Origin of the sequence: Paenarthrobacter sp. NPDC092416 (assembly GCF_044755025.1) — a bacterium.
GTDB lineage: Bacteria > Actinomycetota > Actinomycetes > Actinomycetales > Micrococcaceae > Arthrobacter.
Genome location: NZ_JBIVQG010000011.1, coordinates 79,592 through 100,457, shown reverse-complemented (window position 1 = coordinate 100,457; position 20,866 = coordinate 79,592). Strand labels below are relative to the sequence as shown.

At 62.6% G+C, this 20,866-nt stretch carries 17 protein-coding genes; 11 read left to right on the top strand and 6 right to left on the bottom strand.

What is annotated here, in order from left to right; translation table 11 throughout:
- Nucleotides 1–123: 123 nt before the first annotated feature.
- The 4 genes from ACIQC5_RS18495 (at nt 124) to ACIQC5_RS18480 (ending at nt 5,686) form a co-directional block, all read left to right on the top strand.
- The gene (locus ACIQC5_RS18495) at nt 124–1,647 is read left to right on the top strand and encodes a leucyl aminopeptidase (protein WP_400285667.1); all 1,524 of its coding nucleotides are present in this window, start codon (nt 124–126) and stop codon (nt 1,645–1,647) included.
- A 297-nt stretch (nt 1,648–1,944) separates the two neighbouring features.
- A complete protein-coding gene (gene lpdA / locus ACIQC5_RS18490; RefSeq protein WP_400285664.1) occupies nt 1,945–3,327 on the top strand; it encodes a dihydrolipoyl dehydrogenase in 1,383 nt (460 codons plus the stop codon).
- Between the two features lie 114 nt (nt 3,328–3,441).
- Nucleotides 3,442–5,175, top strand: coding sequence for a 2-oxoglutarate dehydrogenase, E2 component, dihydrolipoamide succinyltransferase (sucB, locus tag ACIQC5_RS18485; RefSeq protein WP_400285661.1), 1,734 nt, complete (start codon nt 3,442–3,444; stop codon nt 5,173–5,175).
- Between the two features lie 157 nt (nt 5,176–5,332).
- The gene (locus tag ACIQC5_RS18480; protein ID WP_400285659.1) at nt 5,333–5,686 is read left to right on the top strand and encodes a hypothetical protein; all 354 of its coding nucleotides are present in this window, start codon (nt 5,333–5,335) and stop codon (nt 5,684–5,686) included.
- A 28-nt stretch (nt 5,687–5,714) separates the two neighbouring features.
- Here the strand turns inward: ACIQC5_RS18480 and ACIQC5_RS18475 are convergent, their stop codons facing one another.
- Nucleotides 5,715–6,104, bottom strand: a complete 390-nt coding sequence (locus tag ACIQC5_RS18475; protein WP_400285656.1) for a VOC family protein — start codon at nt 6,102–6,104, stop codon at nt 5,715–5,717.
- Between the two features lie 135 nt (nt 6,105–6,239).
- Between ACIQC5_RS18475 and ACIQC5_RS18470 the strand changes: the two genes are divergently transcribed.
- On the top strand, nt 6,240–6,668 hold the full coding sequence (locus ACIQC5_RS18470) for an OsmC family protein (RefSeq protein ID WP_159709070.1): 429 nt from the start codon (nt 6,240–6,242) through the stop codon (nt 6,666–6,668).
- A gap of 104 nt (nt 6,669–6,772) precedes the next feature.
- Here the strand turns inward: ACIQC5_RS18470 and ACIQC5_RS18465 are convergent, their stop codons facing one another.
- Nucleotides 6,773–10,288, bottom strand: a complete 3,516-nt coding sequence (locus ACIQC5_RS18465) for a S41 family peptidase (protein ID WP_400285653.1) — start codon at nt 10,286–10,288, stop codon at nt 6,773–6,775.
- 85 nt (nt 10,289–10,373) lie between these two features.
- Here ACIQC5_RS18465 and ACIQC5_RS18460 point away from each other — a divergent pair, with 85 nt between their 5' ends.
- Nucleotides 10,374–11,273 carry a TIGR01777 family oxidoreductase gene (locus tag ACIQC5_RS18460; RefSeq protein ID WP_400285650.1) on the top strand — a complete coding sequence of 300 codons (900 nt, stop codon included), beginning with the start codon at nt 10,374–10,376 and terminating at the stop codon, nt 11,271–11,273.
- On the opposite strand, the gene ACIQC5_RS18455 is transcribed toward ACIQC5_RS18460, so the two are convergent.
- Nucleotides 11,270–12,874 carry a serine/threonine-protein kinase gene (locus tag ACIQC5_RS18455; protein WP_400285647.1) on the bottom strand — a complete coding sequence of 535 codons (1,605 nt, stop codon included), beginning with the start codon at nt 12,872–12,874 and terminating at the stop codon, nt 11,270–11,272. The genes ACIQC5_RS18460 and ACIQC5_RS18455 overlap by 4 nt on opposite strands.
- A gap of 145 nt (nt 12,875–13,019) precedes the next feature.
- On the opposite strand from ACIQC5_RS18455, the gene lipB reads away from it, so the two are divergent.
- From lipB to ACIQC5_RS18440, 3 genes are all read left to right on the top strand, one after another.
- Nucleotides 13,020–13,688, top strand: coding sequence for a lipoyl(octanoyl) transferase LipB (lipB, locus tag ACIQC5_RS18450; protein ID WP_400285644.1), 669 nt, complete (start codon nt 13,020–13,022; stop codon nt 13,686–13,688).
- Nucleotides 13,685–14,692: a lipoyl synthase gene (gene lipA / locus ACIQC5_RS18445; RefSeq protein WP_400285642.1), complete on the top strand. Its 1,008-nt coding sequence runs from the start codon at nt 13,685–13,687 to the stop codon at nt 14,690–14,692. The genes lipB and lipA overlap by 4 nt, the downstream gene beginning before the upstream one ends.
- An 88-nt stretch (nt 14,693–14,780) precedes the next feature.
- Nucleotides 14,781–15,542: a DUF4191 domain-containing protein gene (locus ACIQC5_RS18440; RefSeq protein ID WP_400285639.1), complete on the top strand. Its 762-nt coding sequence runs from the start codon at nt 14,781–14,783 to the stop codon at nt 15,540–15,542.
- 89 nt (nt 15,543–15,631) lie between these two features.
- Here ACIQC5_RS18440 and ACIQC5_RS18435 read toward each other — a convergent pair whose 3' ends face one another.
- Nucleotides 15,632–16,069 carry an RDD family protein gene (locus ACIQC5_RS18435; protein ID WP_400285636.1) on the bottom strand — a complete coding sequence of 146 codons (438 nt, stop codon included), beginning with the start codon at nt 16,067–16,069 and terminating at the stop codon, nt 15,632–15,634.
- A gap of 324 nt (nt 16,070–16,393) precedes the next feature.
- On the opposite strand from ACIQC5_RS18435, the gene glnA reads away from it, so the two are divergent.
- On the top strand, nt 16,394–17,818 hold the full coding sequence (glnA, locus tag ACIQC5_RS18430; RefSeq protein ID WP_400285633.1) for a type I glutamate--ammonia ligase: 1,425 nt from the start codon (nt 16,394–16,396) through the stop codon (nt 17,816–17,818).
- A 620-nt stretch (nt 17,819–18,438) separates the two neighbouring features.
- Here the strand turns inward: glnA and ACIQC5_RS18425 are convergent.
- Nucleotides 18,439–18,654 (bottom strand): AsnC family protein, encoded by a 216-nt coding sequence (locus tag ACIQC5_RS18425; RefSeq protein WP_400285631.1) that lies wholly within the window; start codon nt 18,652–18,654, stop codon nt 18,439–18,441.
- Nucleotides 18,655–18,712: 58 nt separating this feature from the next.
- The gene (locus ACIQC5_RS18420) at nt 18,713–19,231 is read right to left on the bottom strand and encodes a GNAT family N-acetyltransferase (protein WP_400285628.1); all 519 of its coding nucleotides are present in this window, start codon (nt 19,229–19,231) and stop codon (nt 18,713–18,715) included.
- A gap of 112 nt (nt 19,232–19,343) precedes the next feature.
- On the opposite strand from ACIQC5_RS18420, the gene ACIQC5_RS18415 reads away from it, so the two are divergent.
- Nucleotides 19,344–20,849, top strand: coding sequence for an arylsulfatase (locus ACIQC5_RS18415; protein ID WP_400285625.1), 1,506 nt, complete (start codon nt 19,344–19,346; stop codon nt 20,847–20,849).
- Nucleotides 20,850–20,866: the final 17 nt, after the last annotated feature.

Sequence of the window (20,866 nt, the reverse complement as noted above, 5' to 3'; positions counted from 1 at the left end):
CCGCCCCGGCGGCCCTAGAGACCAAGGCCGCCGTCGCAAGAGGACGTCGGGCGCGTACCCGGGGCAGGGCGCCAAACATGCGGCCCCGCCATGCAATGCAGAGAGAAGTGAGGAACAATCCTCGTGGTCAAGACTACTGACATCACCCTCGGCGTCATCGCCAAGGACCTGAAAAAGTCCCCCAGCGACGCCCTCGTCATCGGAGTGGCCCAAGGCACGGACGGGCCGGTGCTGCTCGCAAACCCGTTGAGCGCCAAGGCTGCCGAATCCGTATCGGGCACCTTGGAACTCCTCGGTGTCACGGGCGCGGCCGACCAGGCCCACCGCCTGCCGGGCCTCCCGGAAACGGGCTCGGGACTCCTGGTCCTTGCCGGCGTTGGAAAACTGTCCGACGGCGGCAACCTCACCGAAGAGGCGCTGCGCCGCGCGGCAGGATCTGCAGTCCGGCAGTTGGCCGGCCTGTCCTCAGTGACGCTGGCACTGCCTGCGACCACCGTGGCCGACGTCGCCGCTATCGCCGAAGGCGCAGCTTTTGGGTCGTACTCCTACACGGAGCACCGTTCAAGCAAGGACGGGCTCAAGACGCCTGTGGCCAAGGCAACCATCTTCACGTCAGTCGACGCCAAGGAGGCCCAGCCCGCACTTGACCGCGCCGCACTGTTGGGCCGGGCAGTCAACGCCACGCGCACGCTGGTGAACCAGCCGCCGAGCCACCTTTACCCCGAATCTTTCGCCGAGGCAGCCAAAGAGCTGTCAAAGGGCCTTCCGGTGAAGGTCACCGTGTGGGATGAAAAGCGGCTTGAAAAGGAAGGCTTCGGCGGGATTCTTGGTGTTGGCAAGGGCTCAACCCGCCAGCCCCGACTGGTGAAGGTCGAATACGCGCCGGCCAAGGCCACCAGGAAGATCGCACTCGTGGGCAAGGGCATCACCTTCGACACCGGTGGTATCTCCATCAAGCCCGCGCTCGGCATGGGCGACATGAAGAGCGACATGGCCGGTGCCGCCGTCGTTCTTAACACAGTGCTGGCCATCGCCGCGCTGGGTTTGCCGATCAAGGTGACCGCATGGCTCTGCATCGCGGAGAACATGCCGTCCGGAGCCGCCCAGCGGCCCGCGGATGTGCTCACGATCTACGGCGGCAAGACAGTCGAGGTCCTCAACACCGACGCCGAAGGCCGCCTGGTCATGGCCGACGGCCTGGTCGCGGCCAGCCTCGAGAAGCCTGACGCCATCATCGATGTCGCCACGCTGACCGGTGCCCAGCTGATCGCCCTGGGACTGCGCACTGCAGGTGTCATGGGCTCGGATTCCGTAACCTCCGCACTGAAGTCGGCTGCCGACCGGGCAGGCGAACTCGTCTGGCCAATGCCGCTTCCCGAGGAACTGCGCACCAGCCTGGACTCCCAGGTAGCAGACATCGCAAATATCGGTGAGCGCAACGGCGGCATGATGACCGCGGCCGTCTTCCTCCGCGAGTTTGTCGGCAAGGACGGTGATGGCCAGCAGATTCCGTGGGCCCACGTTGACATTGCCGGCCCATCATTCAACAACGGCAGCCCCTACGGCTACACGCCCAAGCAGGGCACCGGATGCACCGTCCGCACCCTGGTTGCCTACGCGGAAGACCTCCTGGCGGCTTCCAACTAAGCGCCACTTGGCTGCTCCATCTCCGGGGCTGCGCGGGCGTGGCGGATCCCTCCGGAACGCCCGCACATCCCCGGAATTATGCGGCGTGTAGCGCTGTGTCACAAGGGAACGTGAGTCTCGACACAAGCGCTCCACAAACGCCCGCCCAGGGTGGAGCATGGGTAGGTGGTTCGCTAAGGTGAACTCGATAGTCACAAATGCAAGAGAACTTACGTGCTGGCATAATCACGGCAGAACAAGTTCCAAGACCAGATGACGCGTTGTCCCGTGTCATCATTCACGCGAGGGAGCGTTTTAGTGGCCGATCAGGCAACTGCGCAAGAATTCGACATCCTGGTACTCGGTGGCGGCAGCGGCGGCTACGCCACGGCCCTGCGGGCCGTACAGCTTGGGTTCACCGTTGGCCTTGTAGAAAAGGCAAAGCTCGGCGGAACCTGCCTGCACAACGGCTGTATCCCCACCAAGGCACTCCTGCACTCGGCAGAATTGGCCGACCATGCACGCGATTCCGCCAAGTACGGCGTGAACGTCACACTCGACAGCATCGACATGTCAGCTGTGAACGCGTACAAGGACGGCATCATCGCCGGCAAGTTCAAGGGCCTCCAGGGTCTCATCAAGTCCAAGGGCATCACCGTTATCGAGGGTGAAGGCAAGCTCCAGGGCAACAACACCATCGTCGTGAACGGCACCGCGTACACGGGCAAGAACATTGTCCTGGCAACAGGTTCGTACTCCCGGTCCCTTCCGGGCCTTGAAATCGGCGGCAAGGTCATCACCTCCGACGAAGCCCTCACCATGGACTACATCCCGAAGAGTGCCATCGTCCTTGGCGGCGGCGTGATCGGCGTCGAGTTCGCGTCTGTTTGGAAGTCCTTCGGCGTGGACGTCACCATCATCGAAGGACTTCCTTCCTTGGTTCCCAATGAGGACGCTTCGATCGTCAAGAACCTTGAGCGTGCGTTCAAGAAGCGCGGCATCAAGTTCAGCACCGGCATTTTCTTCCAGGGCGTGGAACAGAACGACGACGGCGTCAAGGTCACCCTGGTAGACGGCAAGACGTTCGAAGCCGACCTCCTCCTTGTAGCAGTTGGCCGCGGCCCTGTCACCGCCAACCTCGGTTTCGAAGAAGCCGGCGTCACGATTGACCGCGGTTTCGTCATCACCAACGAGCGCCTCCACACAGGTGTCGGCAACATCTACGCGGTGGGCGACATCGTCCCCGGCGTTCAGCTGGCACACCGCGGCTACCAGCAGGGCATCTTCGTCGCCGAAGAAATCGCCGGTTTGAACCCCGCCATTGTCGAGGACGTCAACATTCCCAAGGTCACCTTCTGCGAGCCTGAAATCGCAACGGTCGGCTACACGGAAAAGGCCGCCAAAGAGAAGTTCGGCGACGACCAGGTTGAGACCCAGGAATACAACCTGGCCGGCAACGGCAAGAGCTCCATTCTTGGTACTGGTGGCATCGTCAAGCTCGTTCGCCAGAAGGACGGCCCCGTGGTCGGCATTCACATGATCGGTTCCCGTATGGGTGAGCAGATCGGTGAAGCGCAGCTCATCGTGAACTGGGAAGCCTACCCGGAGGACGTGGCCCAGCTGGTGCACGCCCACCCCACCCAGAACGAAACTCTGGGCGAAGCCCACCTCGCCCTCGCGGGCAAGCCGCTCCACGGCTAAGTCTTTACCCAAGACAAACGGGTCGGGTGCACGCGGCGGAATCCGCCGGATGCACCCGACCCGGACCAGCAGAATTCATCCGCACAAAAGATCAATAAGGAGAACGGGGACGACATGTCTGAATCCGTTAACTTGCCCGCCCTCGGTGAGAGTGTCACCGAAGGAACCGTCACACGCTGGCTCAAGCAGGTTGGTGACCGGGTAGAGATCGACGAGCCGCTGCTCGAGGTTTCCACCGACAAAGTAGACACCGAAATCCCTTCTCCGATCGCAGGCGTCATCGAAGAGATCCTCGTCGCCGAAGACGAGACCGCAGAGGTTGGCGCCCCGCTCGTCCGCATCGGCGACGGCTCAGGCTCGGCAACTCCGGCCGCTGAGGCAGCACCTGCCGAAGCTGCACCGGCTCCGGTTGAAGAGGCCCCCGCCGAAGCTGCACCGGCTCCGGTTGAAGAGGCCCCCGCAGCTCCCGCTGCCGAAGCACCCGCTGCCGGCGGCGAAGGCCACGAAGTAACCCTCCCCGCCCTCGGCGAGAGCGTCACCGAAGGTACGGTCACCCGCTGGCTCAAGGCCATCGGCGACACCGTTGAGGTTGACGAGCCCCTGCTCGAAGTTTCCACCGACAAGGTCGACACCGAAATTCCGTCCCCGGTTGCAGGCACCTTGCAGGAAATCCGCGTCAACGAAGACGAAACGGCAGAGGTCGGTTCAGTACTGGCCGTCATTGGCTCCGGTGCTGCAGCCCCGGCTCCGGCAGCTCCGGCTGCCGAAGCACCGGCTGCACCCGCCGCTCCGGCACCCGCCGCTTCGGCACCGGCAGCTGCTCCAGCCCCTGCAGCCGCTCCGGCACCGGCAGCCGCACCGGCACCGGCAGCCGCACCTGCCCCCGCGCCCTCGGAAGCGTCGGTTTCTTCCGAGTCCGGCTACGTCACTCCGTTGGTCCGTAAACTGGCCAACCAGCACGGCGTCGACATCGCTGCGGTATCAGGTACCGGCGTCGGCGGACGTATCCGCAAGCAGGACGTGCTCGCTGCCGCGGACGCCAAGAAGGCTGCTGCAGCACCCGCTGCTGCCGCTCCCGCCGCCGCACCGGCTCCGAAGGCCGCAGCACCCGTGGTTGCTTCTTCGCTGCGCGGCACCACGGAGAAGGCTCCGCGTATCCGTCAGGTCATCGCCCGCCGCATGCGGGAATCGCTTGAGGTTTCCACGCAGCTGACCCAGGTCCACGAGGTGGACATGACCAAGATCGCCAAGCTCCGCCTCAAGGCCAAGAACTCGTTCCAGGCCCAGAACGGCGTCAAGCTGACGTTCCTGCCGTTCATCGCCAAGGCCGTGGCTGAAGCCCTCAAGCAGCACCCCAAACTCAACGCTGCTTACGACGAAGCCAAGCAGGAGATCACGTACCACAACGCCGAACACCTGGCGATCGCCGTCGATACCGACAAGGGCCTCTTGGTTCCGGTCATCTCCGACGCCGGCAACCTCAACCTGGCTGGCCTCGCCGGTAAGATCGCCGACGTCGCAGGCCGCACGCGTGATGGCAAGATCGGCCCGGACGAACTGTCCGGCGGCACCTTCAGCATCACCAACATCGGTTCTGTTGGCGCTCTCTTCGACACCCCCATCATCAACCAGCCCCAGGTAGGTATCCTGGGCACCGGCGCAATCGTGAAGCGCGCTGTTGTGGTTGCTGATGAAAATGGTGATGACTCGATCGCCATCCGCTCCATGATGTACCTGTCGCTGACCTACGATCACCGCCTGGTTGACGGCGCGGACGCAGGCCGCTTCCTGCAGACCCTCAAGGCCCGCCTTGAGGAAGGTGCCTTCGAAGCAGACCTCGGTCTGTAACACCCAGCGTTCGTAGACATCGTCTCAAAAGTTTGGCGGGGCAGGATCCGGGGTAACCCGGAACCTGCCCCGCCTCTTTCGTTCCCAGGGAAACGCTTCGACAGAGGTCCGCGTGGTTTTGCTACGGGACGTAGAAGCTACTGGCTAAGCTGGAGCCATGAGTATTCTCTTTAGCATTCTGGTGTTCTTGCACATTGTCGGAGCAGCCATGATCGTGGGCTACTGGATCGCCACCATCAAGGAGCCCACCGTCCACCCCCGGCAGCGGGACGGCGCCTTCCTGCAGCTCCTCACCGGTATTGCCATGATGGGTCTCCTGCCGCTGATGCCCGATGCCGATCCCAACTACTTCAAGCTCGGCATCAAGTTCGCCATCGGCGCGGCCGTTGCAGTCTTGGCCGTGATTGGCTCCCGCAAGGTCAAGAAGGGTGAGCCTGTCTCCACCGGCCTTGCCCACGGCGTCGGTGGCTTGGCCCTGGTGAACATCGCGATCGCCACCATCTGGAACTAATCCCCGAAGGGTCGGTCACTGCCGGGAATCAGTCCTGGGCAATGCAGAACTCGTTGCCTTCAGGATCCTGCATGACGTCCCAATGAAAATCGCCAATGTCCTGTCCCTCGACGAACACGGCACCCAACCCCTCGGCCCTGACCTTCAGTGCCGAGGGGTCGTCGTCGTGGATGTCCAGGTGAAGGCGCCTCCGACCCTCCGTTGGGGCACCCACTTGTTGGAAGGCCAGTTGCGGCTGTCCGGGTGCTGAGGCACGGAGCCAGATGAAACCCTCATGCTCCGCGACGACCGGAAGGCCAAGGAGCTCAGACCAGAATTGCGCCAACCCGGCGGCATCCTTGGCGTTGAACATAATGGATGCAATCCGGGGTCCAGGGACACGGGCCGGCGCGGCATTTTCGTGATTTTCGGTAACCATCCGGTCAGTCTAGGGGTCACAATCCACTGACAGCGGAATGGCTGTGCAGCGCGGACGTGAAGTCCCTAGGATTGATCCCGGTGGCAACCGCCGTTGGGCTGGTTGCCGATTCACAAAGACCCCAGAGGAGTGGACATGGCAGCAACACGCACCGCACACACAGTTTGGAACGGCAACCTGATTGAGGGCGCCGGAAACACGACCCTGGACAGCTCGGGCCTCGGCACGTTCGACGTCACCTGGAAGGCCCGTACCGAGCAGTCCGGCGGCAAGACCAGCCCCGAAGAGTTGATTGCAGCAGCCCACTCCGCGTGCTTCTCCATGGCGTTCAGCCACGCTCTCGCGGGCGAGGGATTCACCGCCGAGGAAGTTCACACCAAGGCCGATGTAACCTTCGTCCCGGGCACCGGTATCACCGGCAGCCACCTCACCATGACCGCCAAGGTCCCGGGCCTGTCGGAAGAAGACTTCCGCCGCATCTCCGAAGACGCCAAGACAGGCTGCCCTGTTTCGGGTGCCTTGGCCAGCATCGAGATCACCCTCGACGCAACGCTCGCTGCCTAGTTCAGGCATCACTCCGGAGCATCTCCGGACCGAGCCAGACCCGCAGTAAAAAGAGCCCCGCTGCTTCCTCTCGAGAGGAAGCAGCGGGGCTCTTTGGCATCTTCTTAGTGTTGCTGCGGCCGGGCGGGAAGCGGTGCCGGACGCACCTTGCGGTATCCCTCACGCAACGGAGGCCTGTCGGTAGGCAGCTCCTGGATCATTTCCTTGAGTGCGCCAATGCCGTATTCCAGCTGTGGGTCCGTGCCTGCAGCGTAGGCGTGCGGAGGGAAGACAACTTCAATGTCCGGCTCCACGCCGCGGTTCTCCACATCCCAGCCGATACCGCCAGCAAACCACGTGGCGTAGCGTGGCTGGGTCACCCCGGTGCCATCAGCCAGGGCGAAACGGTTGTCGATGCCCACAACGCCGCCCCAGGTCCTGGTACCAATGACGGGCCCGATGCCCCTCAACTTGGAAACCTGGGTGATGATGTCGCCGTCGGAACCGGCAAATTCGTCAGCCAGAATAATCACCGGACCCCGTGGAGCATGGTGCGGATACGTCCGCGGTTTCTCCCCGCGCGGCATGCTCCAGCCGGTGACCTTCCGGCCAATCAGCTCGGCGACAAGTTGCGAGGTGTGGCCCCCACGGTTACGCCGGACGTCCACGATCAAGCCGTCCAAAGCCGTCTCAGTGTCCAGGTCACGATGCAGTTGTGCCCAGCCATTGGCCATCATGTCAGGCACGTGCAGGTAGCCGAACTTTCCACCTGATGCTTCGCGAACGGTCCGACGGTTCGCATGTACCCAGTCCTGGTAGCGGAGGCGCTCCTCGTCACGGATGGGCACCACCGCAACGCGTCGCTGGACCCCTGCGGCGTCGCCGTGGTTTGCACCGTTGAGCAAGGTCAGTTCCACGGTTCGTCCAGCGGCGCCCACCAACTGCATGGCTGGTGTCAGCGCAGCAGAAAGTTCGACGCCATCGATCGCCAACAGGACGTCGCCTACCTTTGCATCCGCGCCTGGACGGGTCAGTGGCGAGGTGGCCAGCGGGTCGGACGACTCCCCCGCAAGGATGCGGGTAATCTCCCACCCGGCCTTTCCGAGTTGCAGTTCGGCGCCAAGCCGGCCTTGCCCGTTCCGCCCCTGCTCTGTCACGGCAGCTGGCCGGACGTACGCGTGCGAGGTACCGAGTTCGCCGTGGATTTCCCAGAGAAGGTCCACGAGGTCGTCGTGGGAACCCAGACGGTCAACGATCGGACGGTACCTCTTGTAAACGGAATCCCAATCCTGGCCGGCCATGTCGGCGGTCCAGAAGAAGTCACGTTGCAGCCGCCATGCTTCGTCGAAAGCTTGGCCCCAAGCAGCCACTGGGTCCAGGGTCACACGGATCCGGTTGAGGTCAACCTTCACCTGCTCGCCCGATTCCTCATCCACCTTGCTGTCCGCGGGCACGGAGGTTATCTGCTTCTCGAGCGTGAAGACAATGCGCTTACGGTCTGCGGACAGCCGGTAGCTGTCCACAGCTGCCACCAACGTTGATTGCTTTCGCTTGGCGAGGTCGTAACGCACCAGTGACGGCGCGGTCTTCTTGTCCTGAAGCGTTCCCTTGCCTTCGCCGGTAACACCTGACAGTTCTGTATCGAGCCACAAAAGGGCACCATCCGCTGCGGACAAGTCCGAGTAATTGCCCTGAGGCACGGGCACAGCGATAACGCGGTGGGCCAGACCCTCCGCATCCACGCGCACGGCCGGGACGTCGCCGTCGTCGTCCTTTGCTTTAGTGGTGGCCGGTTCCGCAAGCGTGTCCACGGACGGGCCAAAGGGCGACGGCGTGTCCGCAGCCAGCGCGACGAGATACGGCTTGATGGGGCTAGGGAAGGAGAGATCGAATGAGTGTCCGTCGTAGACGGGGTCGAAACTCCGGTTGGACAGGAATGCCAGGAATTTGCCGTCCGGCGTAAACTGCGGCGATTCGTCACAGAAACGGCCGTCGGTAACGTCAATGATTCCCAGATCCGGCTCTGCCGGGCGAATCAGGCGCAGCTTGCTGCGGGATCCGAACGAGGTGACGGGTTCTGACCATGCGAGCCACTGTGAATCGGCTGACCAAGCCAGTTGCTCGATGCTGCCCTCACCAACGCTGACGAGTCCGCTCAGTCCACCCCCGGTGGTGTCCGCGACGAACACATCTCCGAACGCCGTTCCGACAGCGAGCCAGCGGCCGTCCGGGCTGGGCAGCAGCGCGCTGGTCCTGGCCGGCGCCGGGAAGTCGATGCGGATCTCGCTGGATTCATCGGTTGCCGGTGTGCTCGCTGGGGCAATGGTGCCTCCGGCCGTATCCGCCGATGGTTCTGCTATGCCTGCCTCGCCAGAAGCGGCCGAACCCTGCCCCGAAGCTGCCGGCTGCACAGCAGCAATCGTCGTGACTGCGTTTGCCGGGTTCCCCGAAATCAATGAGGCCGATACCGGTTTAGGCAGACCAGCAGATTCAATGGGCGCCGGAGAAGACTCCACAGCCTTCGGAAGTTCAATATTTCCCCTGAGGCGAGGTGCGATCCGCTTGATGTAGATGGCCTCAACTCCCCCGTGGTCTGCCACATAGGCGATCCGCCCGTCCGTCAGCGGCCGCGGAAGACGTGCCCTGACGCCCGGGGTCGCTTCCACCACGCGCGAGGGTCCGTCCTTGTGCCGAAGCCAATGGATCGTGCCGTGCGACTCCACAGCACTGGCGGTTCCGGAAGTGTTCGGGAAAACGTCGCCCAAATGCGCAGCTGATTTCAAAGGTGCCGGCCGGCGTGCCGGTGACGCCGAGCCCAGGGCGATGTCCAGCTTGATTGCCTCGGCATCAGCATCGAGCGATGGCAGCATCCACAGTTCGCCCGCAGATTCGAAAACAATTCTCTTGCCATCCGAGCTTGCATGCCGGACGTAGAAGTCCTCGTGGTCGGTGTGGCGACGCACGTCCGTGCCGTCAGGCAGCACGGAATACAGGTTTCCATAGCCTTCATGATCAGACAGAAAGGCAATGCGGCCCTGGACCCAGAGCGGGTCTGTCAGGTTTCCGTCGATCTCAGGGATCAGCCGCTCAAACTCACCGTTGCCGTCCGCATCGATCCACAACTTTCCGGCGGTGCCACCTCTATAGCGCTTCCACCACGCCGGTTCCCGTGACAGAACAGTGGCCAGGACAACCGGCTTCTCGTCGCCGATTTCCGGACCGAAAGCCACTGCCTCGACGGGCCCGAAGGGAAGTTCGACGGCGGAACCTCCGTCGAGCGGGAGGCTGTAGGCGTGCGTATGGCGGCTCTCCGCCTGCTGGAAGGCGCTCGTGACCAGAACATGACCCGCGGGAGTGAACCCCTTGACCCGCGTGGTGCTGTGACCGAAGTAACTCAGCTGCCGGTATCCACCGCCGTCGACCTCTACTGTCACGACCTCCGGAGAGGTTCCGACAACAGCTGTCCAAACAAGTCGCTTGCCATCGGGAGTGAACCGGGGGTTTCTTGCCGGCAGTTGCTGGGAGGAAACCCGCCAGGCGCGACCGCCCGAGATGGGGGCGATCCAGATGTCGTCTTCGGCCACGAACGTGACCAGTTCGCCGTGCACATGCGGGAAGCGGAGGTAGCTGGAGGAGGTCATTGTTCGATCATAGTCAAGAGGCAGGCGCGCTCCGTTGCTTCACCGCGCGTTTCGGCCACCCGCGATGGCCGTGGTGAGATGGGTCATGAGAATCGTGATGTCCGGAGCTTCAGGAATGATCGGAACGGCCTTGTCGGCCCATCTCGCTACCCAAGGCGACGAACTCATTCGCCTTGTCCGGAGGCCCGCCAGGAACACCGGTGAAAGGACCTGGGATCCGGCAGCCGGACTGCTCGACGAATCCGTCCTGGACGGAGCCGACGCTGTGGTCAACCTCTCCGGGGCCGGGATCGGAGACCGACCTTGGACCAAGCGCCGTATCAAGGTGCTTCGGGACTCACGACTACAGGCGACGAAGACACTGACCGATGCCATGGGGCGCCTCTCCGGCCCGCCGGCAACCTTCCTGAACCAGTCAGCCTCAGGGTATTACGGCGCGTCCCGCAACGATGTCCTTCGCGAGGACTCGGGTGCGGGCGGCGGGGTCCTGGGCGGGCTGTGCGTCGAATGGGAACATATGGCGCGGACTGCCCCCTCAACGGTGCGGGTGATCTCACCCCGGACCGGCGTGGTGCTCAGCCCCACCGGAGGCGCCCTGGGTCCACTTCTTCCCCTCCTGAAGCTCGGCTTGGGCGGGCCATTCGGAAATGGACGCCAGTACTGGCCCTGGATCACCCTCGCTGATGAAGCGGCAGCCCTTGCATTCCTCCTCAAGTCCGGGCTGGAGGGACCTGTCAATGTCTGCGCACCCGAGAGTGCGGACGTCAACACGATCGTCGCGCGGCTCGCGAAAGCCTTCCACCGACCCGCCTGGTGCCGCGTCCCGCGTCCCGCGCTCCGGCTCGTTCTTGGTCACCTGGCAGACGAACTCGTGCTGGCCAACCAGCGTATGGAGCCCACCCGGCTGGCCGAAGCAGGCTTTCAATGGCAGCACCCTTCCCTGTCCGACGCCATGCCTTGGCTGACCCGCGCATCAAGAGTTTAGGTGCCGGGACCAAGAATCTCGGAGATCCGCCATCCTCCGTCCGAGCGGAGGACAACGAGCCGAAGTTCTTGTGCCTGGCCGGCTCCCCTGGTCCCCAGAACCGTTCCGGACCGGCTGACTTCTTCGAAGCCCGAGGTCGTCGCTGTGACTGCCACCACGGCACGTTCATCCTCAGTCGCAGCGCCTTCTGAGGTTGCAGCTTCCGTCGTCGCCTCAGTCGCCACGTCACTGAGCGTCGTGACCAGACCCTGAAGCCTCACTTCATCCTTCTGCAATTGCTGCATCAAATGGGCATCGGCAGCCTGGGCAGGCGAATCCGGAGCGTTGACCCGGGTCAGGAGCCTCGGTCGATGACTTGCCAACGCGATGTCCCGCAACTCGGACAATGCCTTGACTGCCACCTCAGGGTCTTCGGATTGAAGACGCACAGCGAGTTCCTCCGGGATCCTGTCCTGCTCCCGGAGAAGCGCCCTGCCACTTTTGACCTGGGAAACTGCTTCGCTCGACGTTTGAATTGCATGCCACGACGTCCAGCCGAGCACCCCCACTACCACTGCGGCGCCTACGAACACAGTGGTGCGCTTGGGGCTGGCGGACCGGATCGCGGTCCGGAAAAGCGACAAGCCACGCGAAGCTCCGCGGCGACGCACGCGGCCACCGGCTTCGCGCCGGGTGAGCAATTCCGGCAGTACTGAACGGTGAACGGCTCCGGACAGGTCCACTGGCTCAGGTGCCGCACTGCGATAGATGGCCGTCCCAAGTTCCTTTGCGGAAGGCCTCGCCGCAGGATCCGGATTCAGGCCGGCCTCAAGAGCGGCCGCGAGTCCAGGAGGAACCTCAGCCACAAGGAGGGAGAGAGGCGGACGCCGAGGAGCCGGCGCAGGGGTCGTCCCCGTCAAGCAGTACCACCCCAATGCAGCCAGTGCGTAGACATCGCGTTCGGGGCGGAGGGTCAAGTCCCCCACTCCCATCGAGCTTCGATCAACGGTGTCAACAAAACCCGGCGTCCCGGCGTCGAACCCGGCAGGGGTTTCACCCACTAACTTCGCGAGCCCAAGATCAGCCAGAAGCGGCTTCCCAAGAGCTGTGAAGAGCACGTTGCCCGGGGAGACGTCCGCGTGCACCAATCCATTCGCGTGCAGGTAGGCCAGCGTCTGGGCAATCGGAGTCAGAACGGTCAGAGCCTCGCCGACGCCCAACGCACCCCGCGCACCCACCAAGTTTCCCAAGGAGCCGCCAGCCGCATAGTCCATGACCAGTCCCACCGAGCCTGTTGCCGCACCATCCAGCTGAACCACATCGTGGACCCGGACCAGGTGTTCGTGTTTCAGGCCGGAGAGAATCCGGACTTCACGCATGAGCTCCGCCCTGCCAAGGCCGCCAGCCTGGCATGCACTTGGCGAACCAGGTTCATAAGGCGCACCGGGTTCAGCTTCAGCGGGACTAGTGGTCCCAGTGAGGCATTTGACGGCAAACAGCAGCCCATCCTTGTCCCGGCTGGTGAGCCAAACACTCGAACTGGCGCCCGTTCCGAGAAGACGGGAGACTGAATATCCGGGAATGACGGGAGCGGCGGCTACGAGGTTTTCCGGTTTGTCCATGTCCAAGATCTACCGGATTCAGCGATTTCGCGCAGAAGTTATCCACAGGCATGACTTGAGACGGATCAAAGCAATGCGTCGGATACGACTGAGAGGTTCACCACAAAATCATGGCCAGTGCCACGCTGGGTCTAAGCTTGAACCCATGACTCTTGAGTTTTCACAACTGGGTCTTGCCCCGGATTTTGTTGATTACATGCAGGGCTGGGACCTGCAGCGCGAAATCCACAACAAAGTTGTTGCCGGCGAGAAAAACAGCACCGTACTGATCTTGGAGCACGCTGCCGTCTATACGGCAGGCAAGCTCACCGAGGATCACGAGCGGCCGTTCGACGGCACTCCCGTGGTCCCCGTGGACCGCGGTGGCAAACTGACGTGGCACGGCCCCGGGCAACTCATTGCCTATCCCATCCTGAAACTCAAAAACCGGGCCGGCATCCGCGACTACGTCGAACGCCTCGAGGCCACCATGATCGCCGTCATGACGGACTACGGCATCAAGGCAGTCACGGTTAAGGGCCGGGCCGGCGTCTGGGTCCTCGCCGATGACAAAGGTCCGGACCGTAAGATCGCAGCCATTGGCATCCGCGTCCTGGATGGCGTCACCATGCACGGTGTCGCCATCAACTGCAGCAACGACCTCGCGCCCTACGCACAGATCATCGCCTGCGGAATCACTGACGCCAGCGTCACCACCATGTCGCTGGAAACCGGCCGGACCATCAACCCGGCCGACATCGTTGACCGCTTCGTGGAAGAATTCCGCAAGCATGAAGAAGCCCTCGTTTCCACCCCTGAAGGAGCACTCCAGTGACCTTGGCACCTGAAGGCCGTAAGTTGCTGCGCGTTGAGCAGCGCAACTCGGCGGTCCCGGTTGAACGCAAGCCCGAGTGGATCAAGGCCAAGGTCCAGATGGGTCCGGAATTCGTCCAGCTCAAGAACCTGGTGAAGAAGGAAGGCCTGCACACGGTCTGCGAAGAGGCCGGGTGCCCGAACATTTTCGAGTGCTGGGAAGACAAGGAAGCGACGTTCCTGATCGGCGGTTCCGAGTGCACCCGGCGCTGTGATTTCTGCCAGATCGATACCGGCAAGCCGTCCCCGGTGGACATGTTCGAACCCACCAAGGTGGCCCGCAGTGTCCAGGCCATGCAGTTGCGCTACGCCACCGTGACCGGGGTGGCCCGTGACGACCTCGCCGATGAGGGTGTCTGGTTGTACGCCGAGACGGTCCGCAAGATCCACGAACTGAACCCGGGCACCGGGGTGGAGTTGCTGATCCCGGACTTCTCCGGCAAACCCGAACACATCAAGGCGATCTGCGATGCCAAGCCCGAGGTGTTCGCGCACAACGTCGAGACCGTGCCGAGGATCTTCAAGCGGATCCGTCCGGCGTTCCGGTACGAGAGGTCCCTGGATGTCATCACCCAGGGCCGGGACTTAGGCATGGTGACCAAGTCCAACCTGATCCTGGGCATGGGCGAGACCCGGGAGGAAATCTCCGAAGCACTCCGGGACCTGCACGAGGCCGGCTGTGACCTGATCACGATCACCCAGTACCTGCGCCCCTCCGAACGGCACCTGCCCGTGGACCGGTGGGTCAAGCCGCAGGAGTTCGTGGACCACCAGAAAGAAGCCGAGGAAATCGGCTTCCTCGGCGTCATGTCCGGGCCGTTGGTCCGGTCCTCGTACCGGGCGGGGCGTTTGTGGGCCACCGCGATGCGCAAGAAGGGCTGGGAAATCCCGGCCGAACTGGCCCACATCGAGTCCTCCGGCACCACCCGCCAGGAAGCCTCCACCATCCTGGCAGCCCATCACTAGGCAGTACCAGACAGTAGTACCGAAGGACCGGATACCGTCCGTAACGGCGTCCGGTCCTTCGGCGTACATCACGTAGAATTAAGGCACTATGGCGAACTCCTCTGATTCCAGCAAATCGACCCCCTCGGCCGACGCACCCAAGCGTGGGCTGTTCCAGCGCAAGCCCAAGGAAGCGAAGGCGAAGAAGCCGAGCCAGCTGAAGCAGATCGCTGAAGTCTTCAAGATGACGCGGCGCAATGATCCCCAGGTTGTCTGGATCATGCTGCTGGCTTTCCTCGCCGTTGTGGCAGTTGCGTTCCTTATTGGCTTCTTGCTGGAGAACTGGGTCACCGGCCTGATTATCGGCATTCCGCTGGGTCTGCTCGCTGCCGTGTTCATCTTGTCGCGCCGTGCCGAGAAAGCTGCGTTTGCACAGATCGAGAACCAGCCTGGCGCCTCGGGCGCTGCTCTGGGAACGTTGCGCCGCGGCTGGGTCACACAGGACCAGCCGGTTGCTGTCAACCCGCGCACGCAGGATGCCGTCTTCATGGCCATTGGCCGGCCAGGTGTCGTGCTGGTCAGCGAAGGACCCACGCATCGGGTGAAGCCACTGGTTGATGCTGAGCGCAAGCGCTTGGCCCGGATCCTCCCGAACGTCACCATTCACGTCCTGGAAAGTGGCCGCGGCGAAGGCCAGGTCCCGCTCAGCAAACTGGCCAAGACCATGGGTAAGCTGAAGAACGAACTCACCAAGGTAGAGGTCAACGCTGTCAGCAAGCGCATCAACTCCTTGGGCAACAGGCTGCCGATCCCCAAGGGCATCGATCCTTACAAGGCCCGCCCGGACCGCAAGGCCGCACGCGGACGCTGATCTCAAACACGAAATCGCCCCTGTCTCGGAATCAGAGACAGGGGCGATTTTTTGTCGTTGGATGGTGAGGTTTGTGACCTGGCGGTCATCTACATCCGGATGAGGATGGTGTTCATGGCTTTGTCATGGATCCCACGCTGGTCAGGGTCGAAGATGACCGCGGGAATCACGAGGCAGAGGAGCAGGGTCCGAACCAGTGCTGCCAAGGGACCGGCAGGCCGTCCACCCAATCGGACCACATGGATTCCGGCGATCCTGTGGCCGATACTGTAGCCCAATGTTCCGATGAGCAGGATCTGTTCCACGGCAAAGATGCCCAAGGTTGCCCATTGGTTGCCGCCGAAGGCAAAGTTGCTGATGACCAACGCAATGGTCCAGTCGATCACGATGCCCAGGATTCGCCGTCCGGCCCGCGCCATGGAGCCCGGACCGGACTCAGGGAGGCCCAACCGTTCGCCGGGATACTTGGAAATGCCGGACGTGTCCGGGCCGCTCAGCCAGGAGCCAATGTCTTTACGATCAACCACCCTCCAAGCCTAACGGTTGGCTACGGAAGTGCCCGACGTCGGTCCTCACCTTTTGCGTGGCCCTCACCCCCGCGGGCAAAGGACTTGTTCGCCCAGTGGACCGCCATGGACTCGACACCGGAAAGCCGACTACCGTTTACACAACAGATGATTCTGTAACCTGCCGGAAACAATACTGACACCCCCGGGAAATCCCATCTCCCTAAGGTGGTATGAGTTGCTAGCCACCGCGGCAAGGGGAATTTTTTGTGTCTCCGGGCCTCCGGCATGGGCTGGCCCACGCGGCCTTCCGGGCCTGTTACTTGATATGCATAAGGAGCATAGATGTTCAAGACTGCGGACGAAGTCCTCAAGTTCATCAAAGACGAAGACGTCAAATTCGTCGATATCCGCTTCACCGACCTTCCGGGCGTCCAGCAGCACTTCAACGTGCCGGCGAAGAGCGTTGACCTCGACTTCTTTGTCAACGGCCAGCTCTTTGACGGATCTTCCATCCGCGGCTTCCAGGGCATCGCAGAGTCTGACATGCAGCTCATCCCGGACGTGACCTCGGCATTCATCGACACGTTCCGCATCGAGAAGACGCTTGCGCTGAACTTCTCCATCGTGAACCCCCGCACAGGCGACCCCTACCACCGCGACCCCCGTGGCGTTGCTGAGAAGGCCGAAGCCTACTTGGCCTCCACCGGCATTGCCGACACCGCATTCTTCGCTCCCGAGGCCGAGTTCTTCGTCTTCGACAACATCCAGTACCAGTCCTCCCCGCAGGGCAGCTTCTACAAGATCGACTCCGAAGAAGCTCACTGGAACACCGGCCGCAAGGAAGAAGGCGGAAACCTCGGTTACAAGACCCCCGTCAAGGGCGGCTACTTCCCGGTTTCCCCCACCGACAAGCAGGCTGACCTCCGCGACGCCATGTGCGTCGAGCTGGACAAGGCCGGCCTTGAGGTCGAGCGCTCCCACCACGAAGTTGGCTCTGCCGGCCAGGCTGAGATCAACTACAAGTTCACCACGCTGACGGCAGCTGCTGACGATCTCCAGAAGTTCAAGTACGTCATCAAGAACACCGCTGACGCTTGGGGCAAGTCCGTAACCTTCATGCCGAAGCCGGTCTTCGGTGACAACGGCTCGGGCATGCACTGCCACCAGTCGCTGTGGAGCAACGGCGAACCGCTGTTCTACGACGAGAAGGGCTACGCCGGTCTTTCCGACACCGCCCGCTGGTACATCGGTGGCCTGCTGAAGCACTCTTCCGCTGTCCTGGCCTTCACCAACCCGACGGTCAACTCGTACCGCCGCCTGGTCAAGGGCTTCGAAGCTCCCGTGAACATGGTTTACTCGCAGGGCAACCGCTCCGCCGGTATCCGTATTCCGATCACGGGCACCAACCCGAAGGCCAAGCGCATTGAGTTCCGCGCTCCGGACCCCTCGTCCAACCCGTACCTGGCCTTCGCCGCCCAGCTGATGGCCGGCATCGACGGCATCCGCAACCGCATCGAGCCCCCGGCTCCCATCGACAAGGACCTCTACGAGCTCCCGGCCGAGGAAGCCAAGGACATCCCCAAGGCTCCGGGCACCCTGGAAGAAGCACTTGAGGCACTGCGCGAGGACAACGAGTTCCTGCAGGCTGGCGGCGTCTTCACCCAGGACCTGATCGACACGTGGATCGACTACAAGTACGAGAACGAGATCAAGCCGCTGTCGCTGCGCCCGAACCCCTATGAGTTCGAGCTCTACTACGGCGTCTAGCCTGAACATGTGGCAGAAGCGGGCATAGTCCGCCGACAGTCCACAAGAGTCAAGACACAGCAAAGGCCGGTCACAGGTTTCATACCTGGGGCCGGCCTTTGTGGTGAATCCGATCTACTTTCAGCCATGCGGTTGAGAAACGGCCTGCACAGGACCGGGTGCCACAGTGTTGTCTACGAACATCGCAAAGCATCGGCGGCAAGCGAACTGGTCCGTTTTGGTGCGCCAGTGCGGGCCAACCTGCTCGCAGCGGAAGCACGACAGGTCAGAGAAGGCAGCACCGTCCGCATCAATGTTCACCGTCATGGCGTCGATGATACTGGGCCGGGAATCCTCTGGGAATAGGCCCTTAGCCGTTCGATGCCGGTACCCGGGCAGGTGTTCGAGCGTTGTGCTGTGCAGCGCAGTCCTCGCAGAAGACGCGTTCGGTTTCCTCCCCGCAGCACTGACAGCGGTGGACCAGGGCTGCTGGTTCAATCACATAGAGTGTCATAGACATCATGGTTCCGGGCCACGCACGAAAGAACACGAGTAGTGAGTACTCGATTCTTGGGCCGGTACTACTTGGTCCACTCAACAAAACGCCCGCGGGACATGCCAGTCAAACGCGCCTCTGCCCTCTATTGTTTGCCGTACTTCTTGTGCACAGCTTGCTTGCTGACGCCGAGGCACAGGGCTATCGCCTCCCATGACAAGCCCGCCTGTCGCGCGGACCGCACCAGCGAGGCCTCCGTCCGGCCTACCTCCTTGTGCAACTCAGCAACGGCGTACAGCGCTTCCGCCGGACCCATGCCATCCATTGATCCCACCAAGGTCTTCATTCGTTCCACCTCCATGGCGTCAACCATAGTTGACGAAGGTGTGGGCGTCAACAATGGTTGACGCTGGCGCCAACTACGTGAAGGCCCTGTGCATGATGCGCTGCGGACCCGCTGAGCCGCCAAGGTACTGACCGGAGTCAAGGAACCCCGCCTTCGCGTAGGCGTTGATACCGGCAGGGTTGCGCTCGTTAACGGAAAGTACGACGCCGGCCTGGTCGCCACCCAGGGCGACGGTCAGCTTTCGCGCTTCATCAAAGGCCGCACGCGCTGCAAGCGACCCCAGCCCCCTGCCTTGGTACCTGGTGTCGATGAGGAAACCCCTCAAGAGCCAAGCGGAGCCGGCCTCAGGCCATCCTGCAAGCGTGGCAGCCCCAGACTGCAAGGTGAGAACACCCACGGCAACCCCGTCGGATTCAATCACGTACGGCAAGCGCGACTCCTCTTCGAGCCCCACCAGCATCATGCGCAGAGGGTCGCCAACGAAGTCACGCTGCTGTTCGGTTACCGCCATCGCCGCAACTGCACCCAGATGGACGGCACGGGCGTCGTCGTCGACCTTTTGCAGCGGGATAAGCCAAGCATTTGCAAGCACTTGATGATCTTATCCGACGGAAACAATGCGTTCCACGTCACAATCGCGCAAAAAGTGATGCCCCGCTATTAGGGTTGAGCCAACAGTTTCCAACCCCCTTGAGGACTCCCCCATGACCCAGCCGAACGTCATCCTGATCTGTGTCGATGAGTGGCGGGGCGACTGCCTCTCCGCCGATGGCCACCCCTACGTGGAAACACCCCATCTTGACGAACTGGCACGCAACGGCGTTCGCTTCTCAAAAGGCTACTCAGCTACACCCACGTGCGTTCCTGCCCGGGTCGCGCTGTTCACAGGACAGTCGCAAGAGCGGCACGGCCGCGTGGGCTACAACGACGGCGTGCCATTTCACGAAGCCCACCCCGTGACTGTCCAGGGCGAGTTCAGGAAGGCCGGATATCACACTCAGGCCATCGGGAAAATGCATGTCTGGCCTGAGCGCTCAAGGCTTGGCTTCGACGACGTCATCCTCCATGACGGATACCTCCACCACTCCCGCCGCGAACACAAACAGCAGTTCGCCATGTTCGATGACTACGTCCCATGGCTGCGGCGGCAGCCTGGCGTCAGCCCCGATGCCGAGTACTTCGATCATGGCGTCAACTGCAATTCCGTGGTCGCCCGCCCCTGGGACAAGCCGGAGAACCTGCACCCCACACACTGGATCGGTACTCAAGCCATCGAATGGATGCAACGCCGCGACCCAGTGAAGCCCTTCTTCCTCTACCTGTCCTTCCACCGTCCGCACCCGCCGTATGACCCGCCGTCGTGGGCGTTCGAGCAGTACCTCAACATTCCTGCCTACAAGCCGGTAGAGGGCAACTGGGAACACCACTGGGATGAGCATCGGCAGGACGGCGACTACCAGGCCAGCAACGGCAGGCTACCAGACCACGTGGTGCACCGGGCCAGGGCGGGATACTACGGCCTCATGGCCCAGATTGACCTCCAAATCAACCGCATCAAGGAATCGCTGCTCGACTTCGGCCTGCACCAGGACACCGTCATTGCGTTCACCAGTGACCACGGCGAGATGATGGGCGATCACCACATGTTCCGTAAGGCCGTCCCGTACGAAGGCTCGGCACGCATTCCGTTCATCATTGCCAACGCGCCGTCCGCGCCAGTGGCCGCCCGTGGCGCAGTGTTGGACCACGTGGTCGAGCTCCGCGACATCATGCCGACACTCCTGGACCTGGCGGGATTGCCCATCCCCGATTCTGTGGACGGGAAGTCCCTGGCACACTTGGTCGAAGGACAGGGCGACGAACCGGTCCGTGACCTCCTGCATGGCGAACACGTTTACTGGGGACAGAACCTGCACTGGCTTACCGACGGACGCCACAAGTACATCTGGGGTTCCGGGAAGGGTACGGAACAATTGTTCAACCTCGACGACGACCCGGACGAACGTACGAATCTGGCCGACGACGACGCGTACGCGGGCGAAGTGCAGCGGTGGCGGCAACTGATGGTGGATGCGCTTCGGAACCGCGAGGAAGGCTACGTGGTGGACGACGTCCTGGTCCCGGGCGCCCCGGTGGTCACCATGCTCCGGCATGTCCGTGAGCGGCTGCAGCCCATTTCGAGCGGGTCCGCCGAGCACCAGAAGACGTAGTTGCCCGGCCGACCCGC

What these genes read in the sequence shown, in the direction of transcription:
- ACIQC5_RS18415 (WP_400285625.1), top strand. Translation starts at nt 19,344, where the DNA reads ATGACCCAGCCGAACGTCATCCTGATCTGTGTCGATGAGTGGCGGGGC.
- ACIQC5_RS18460 (WP_400285650.1), top strand. Translation starts at nt 10,374, where the DNA reads ATGAGAATCGTGATGTCCGGAGCTTCAGGAATGATCGGAACGGCCTTG.
- ACIQC5_RS18480 (WP_400285659.1), top strand. Translation starts at nt 5,333, where the DNA reads ATGAGTATTCTCTTTAGCATTCTGGTGTTCTTGCACATTGTCGGAGCA.
- glnA (WP_400285633.1), top strand. Translation starts at nt 16,394, where the DNA reads ATGTTCAAGACTGCGGACGAAGTCCTCAAGTTCATCAAAGACGAAGAC.
- ACIQC5_RS18440 (WP_400285639.1), top strand. Translation starts at nt 14,781, where the DNA reads ATGGCGAACTCCTCTGATTCCAGCAAATCGACCCCCTCGGCCGACGCA.
- ACIQC5_RS18465 (WP_400285653.1), bottom strand. Translation starts at nt 10,288, where the DNA reads ATGACCTCCTCCAGCTACCTCCGCTTCCCGCATGTGCACGGCGAACTG.
- sucB (WP_400285661.1), top strand. Translation starts at nt 3,442, where the DNA reads ATGTCTGAATCCGTTAACTTGCCCGCCCTCGGTGAGAGTGTCACCGAA.
- ACIQC5_RS18475 (WP_400285656.1), bottom strand. Translation starts at nt 6,104, where the DNA reads ATGGTTACCGAAAATCACGAAAATGCCGCGCCGGCCCGTGTCCCTGGA.
- ACIQC5_RS18470 (WP_159709070.1), top strand. Translation starts at nt 6,240, where the DNA reads ATGGCAGCAACACGCACCGCACACACAGTTTGGAACGGCAACCTGATT.
- lipB (WP_400285644.1), top strand. Translation starts at nt 13,020, where the DNA reads ATGACTCTTGAGTTTTCACAACTGGGTCTTGCCCCGGATTTTGTTGAT.
- ACIQC5_RS18455 (WP_400285647.1), bottom strand. Translation starts at nt 12,874, where the DNA reads ATGGACAAACCGGAAAACCTCGTAGCCGCCGCTCCCGTCATTCCCGGA.
- ACIQC5_RS18425 (WP_400285631.1), bottom strand. Translation starts at nt 18,654, where the DNA reads ATGGAGGTGGAACGAATGAAGACCTTGGTGGGATCAATGGATGGCATG.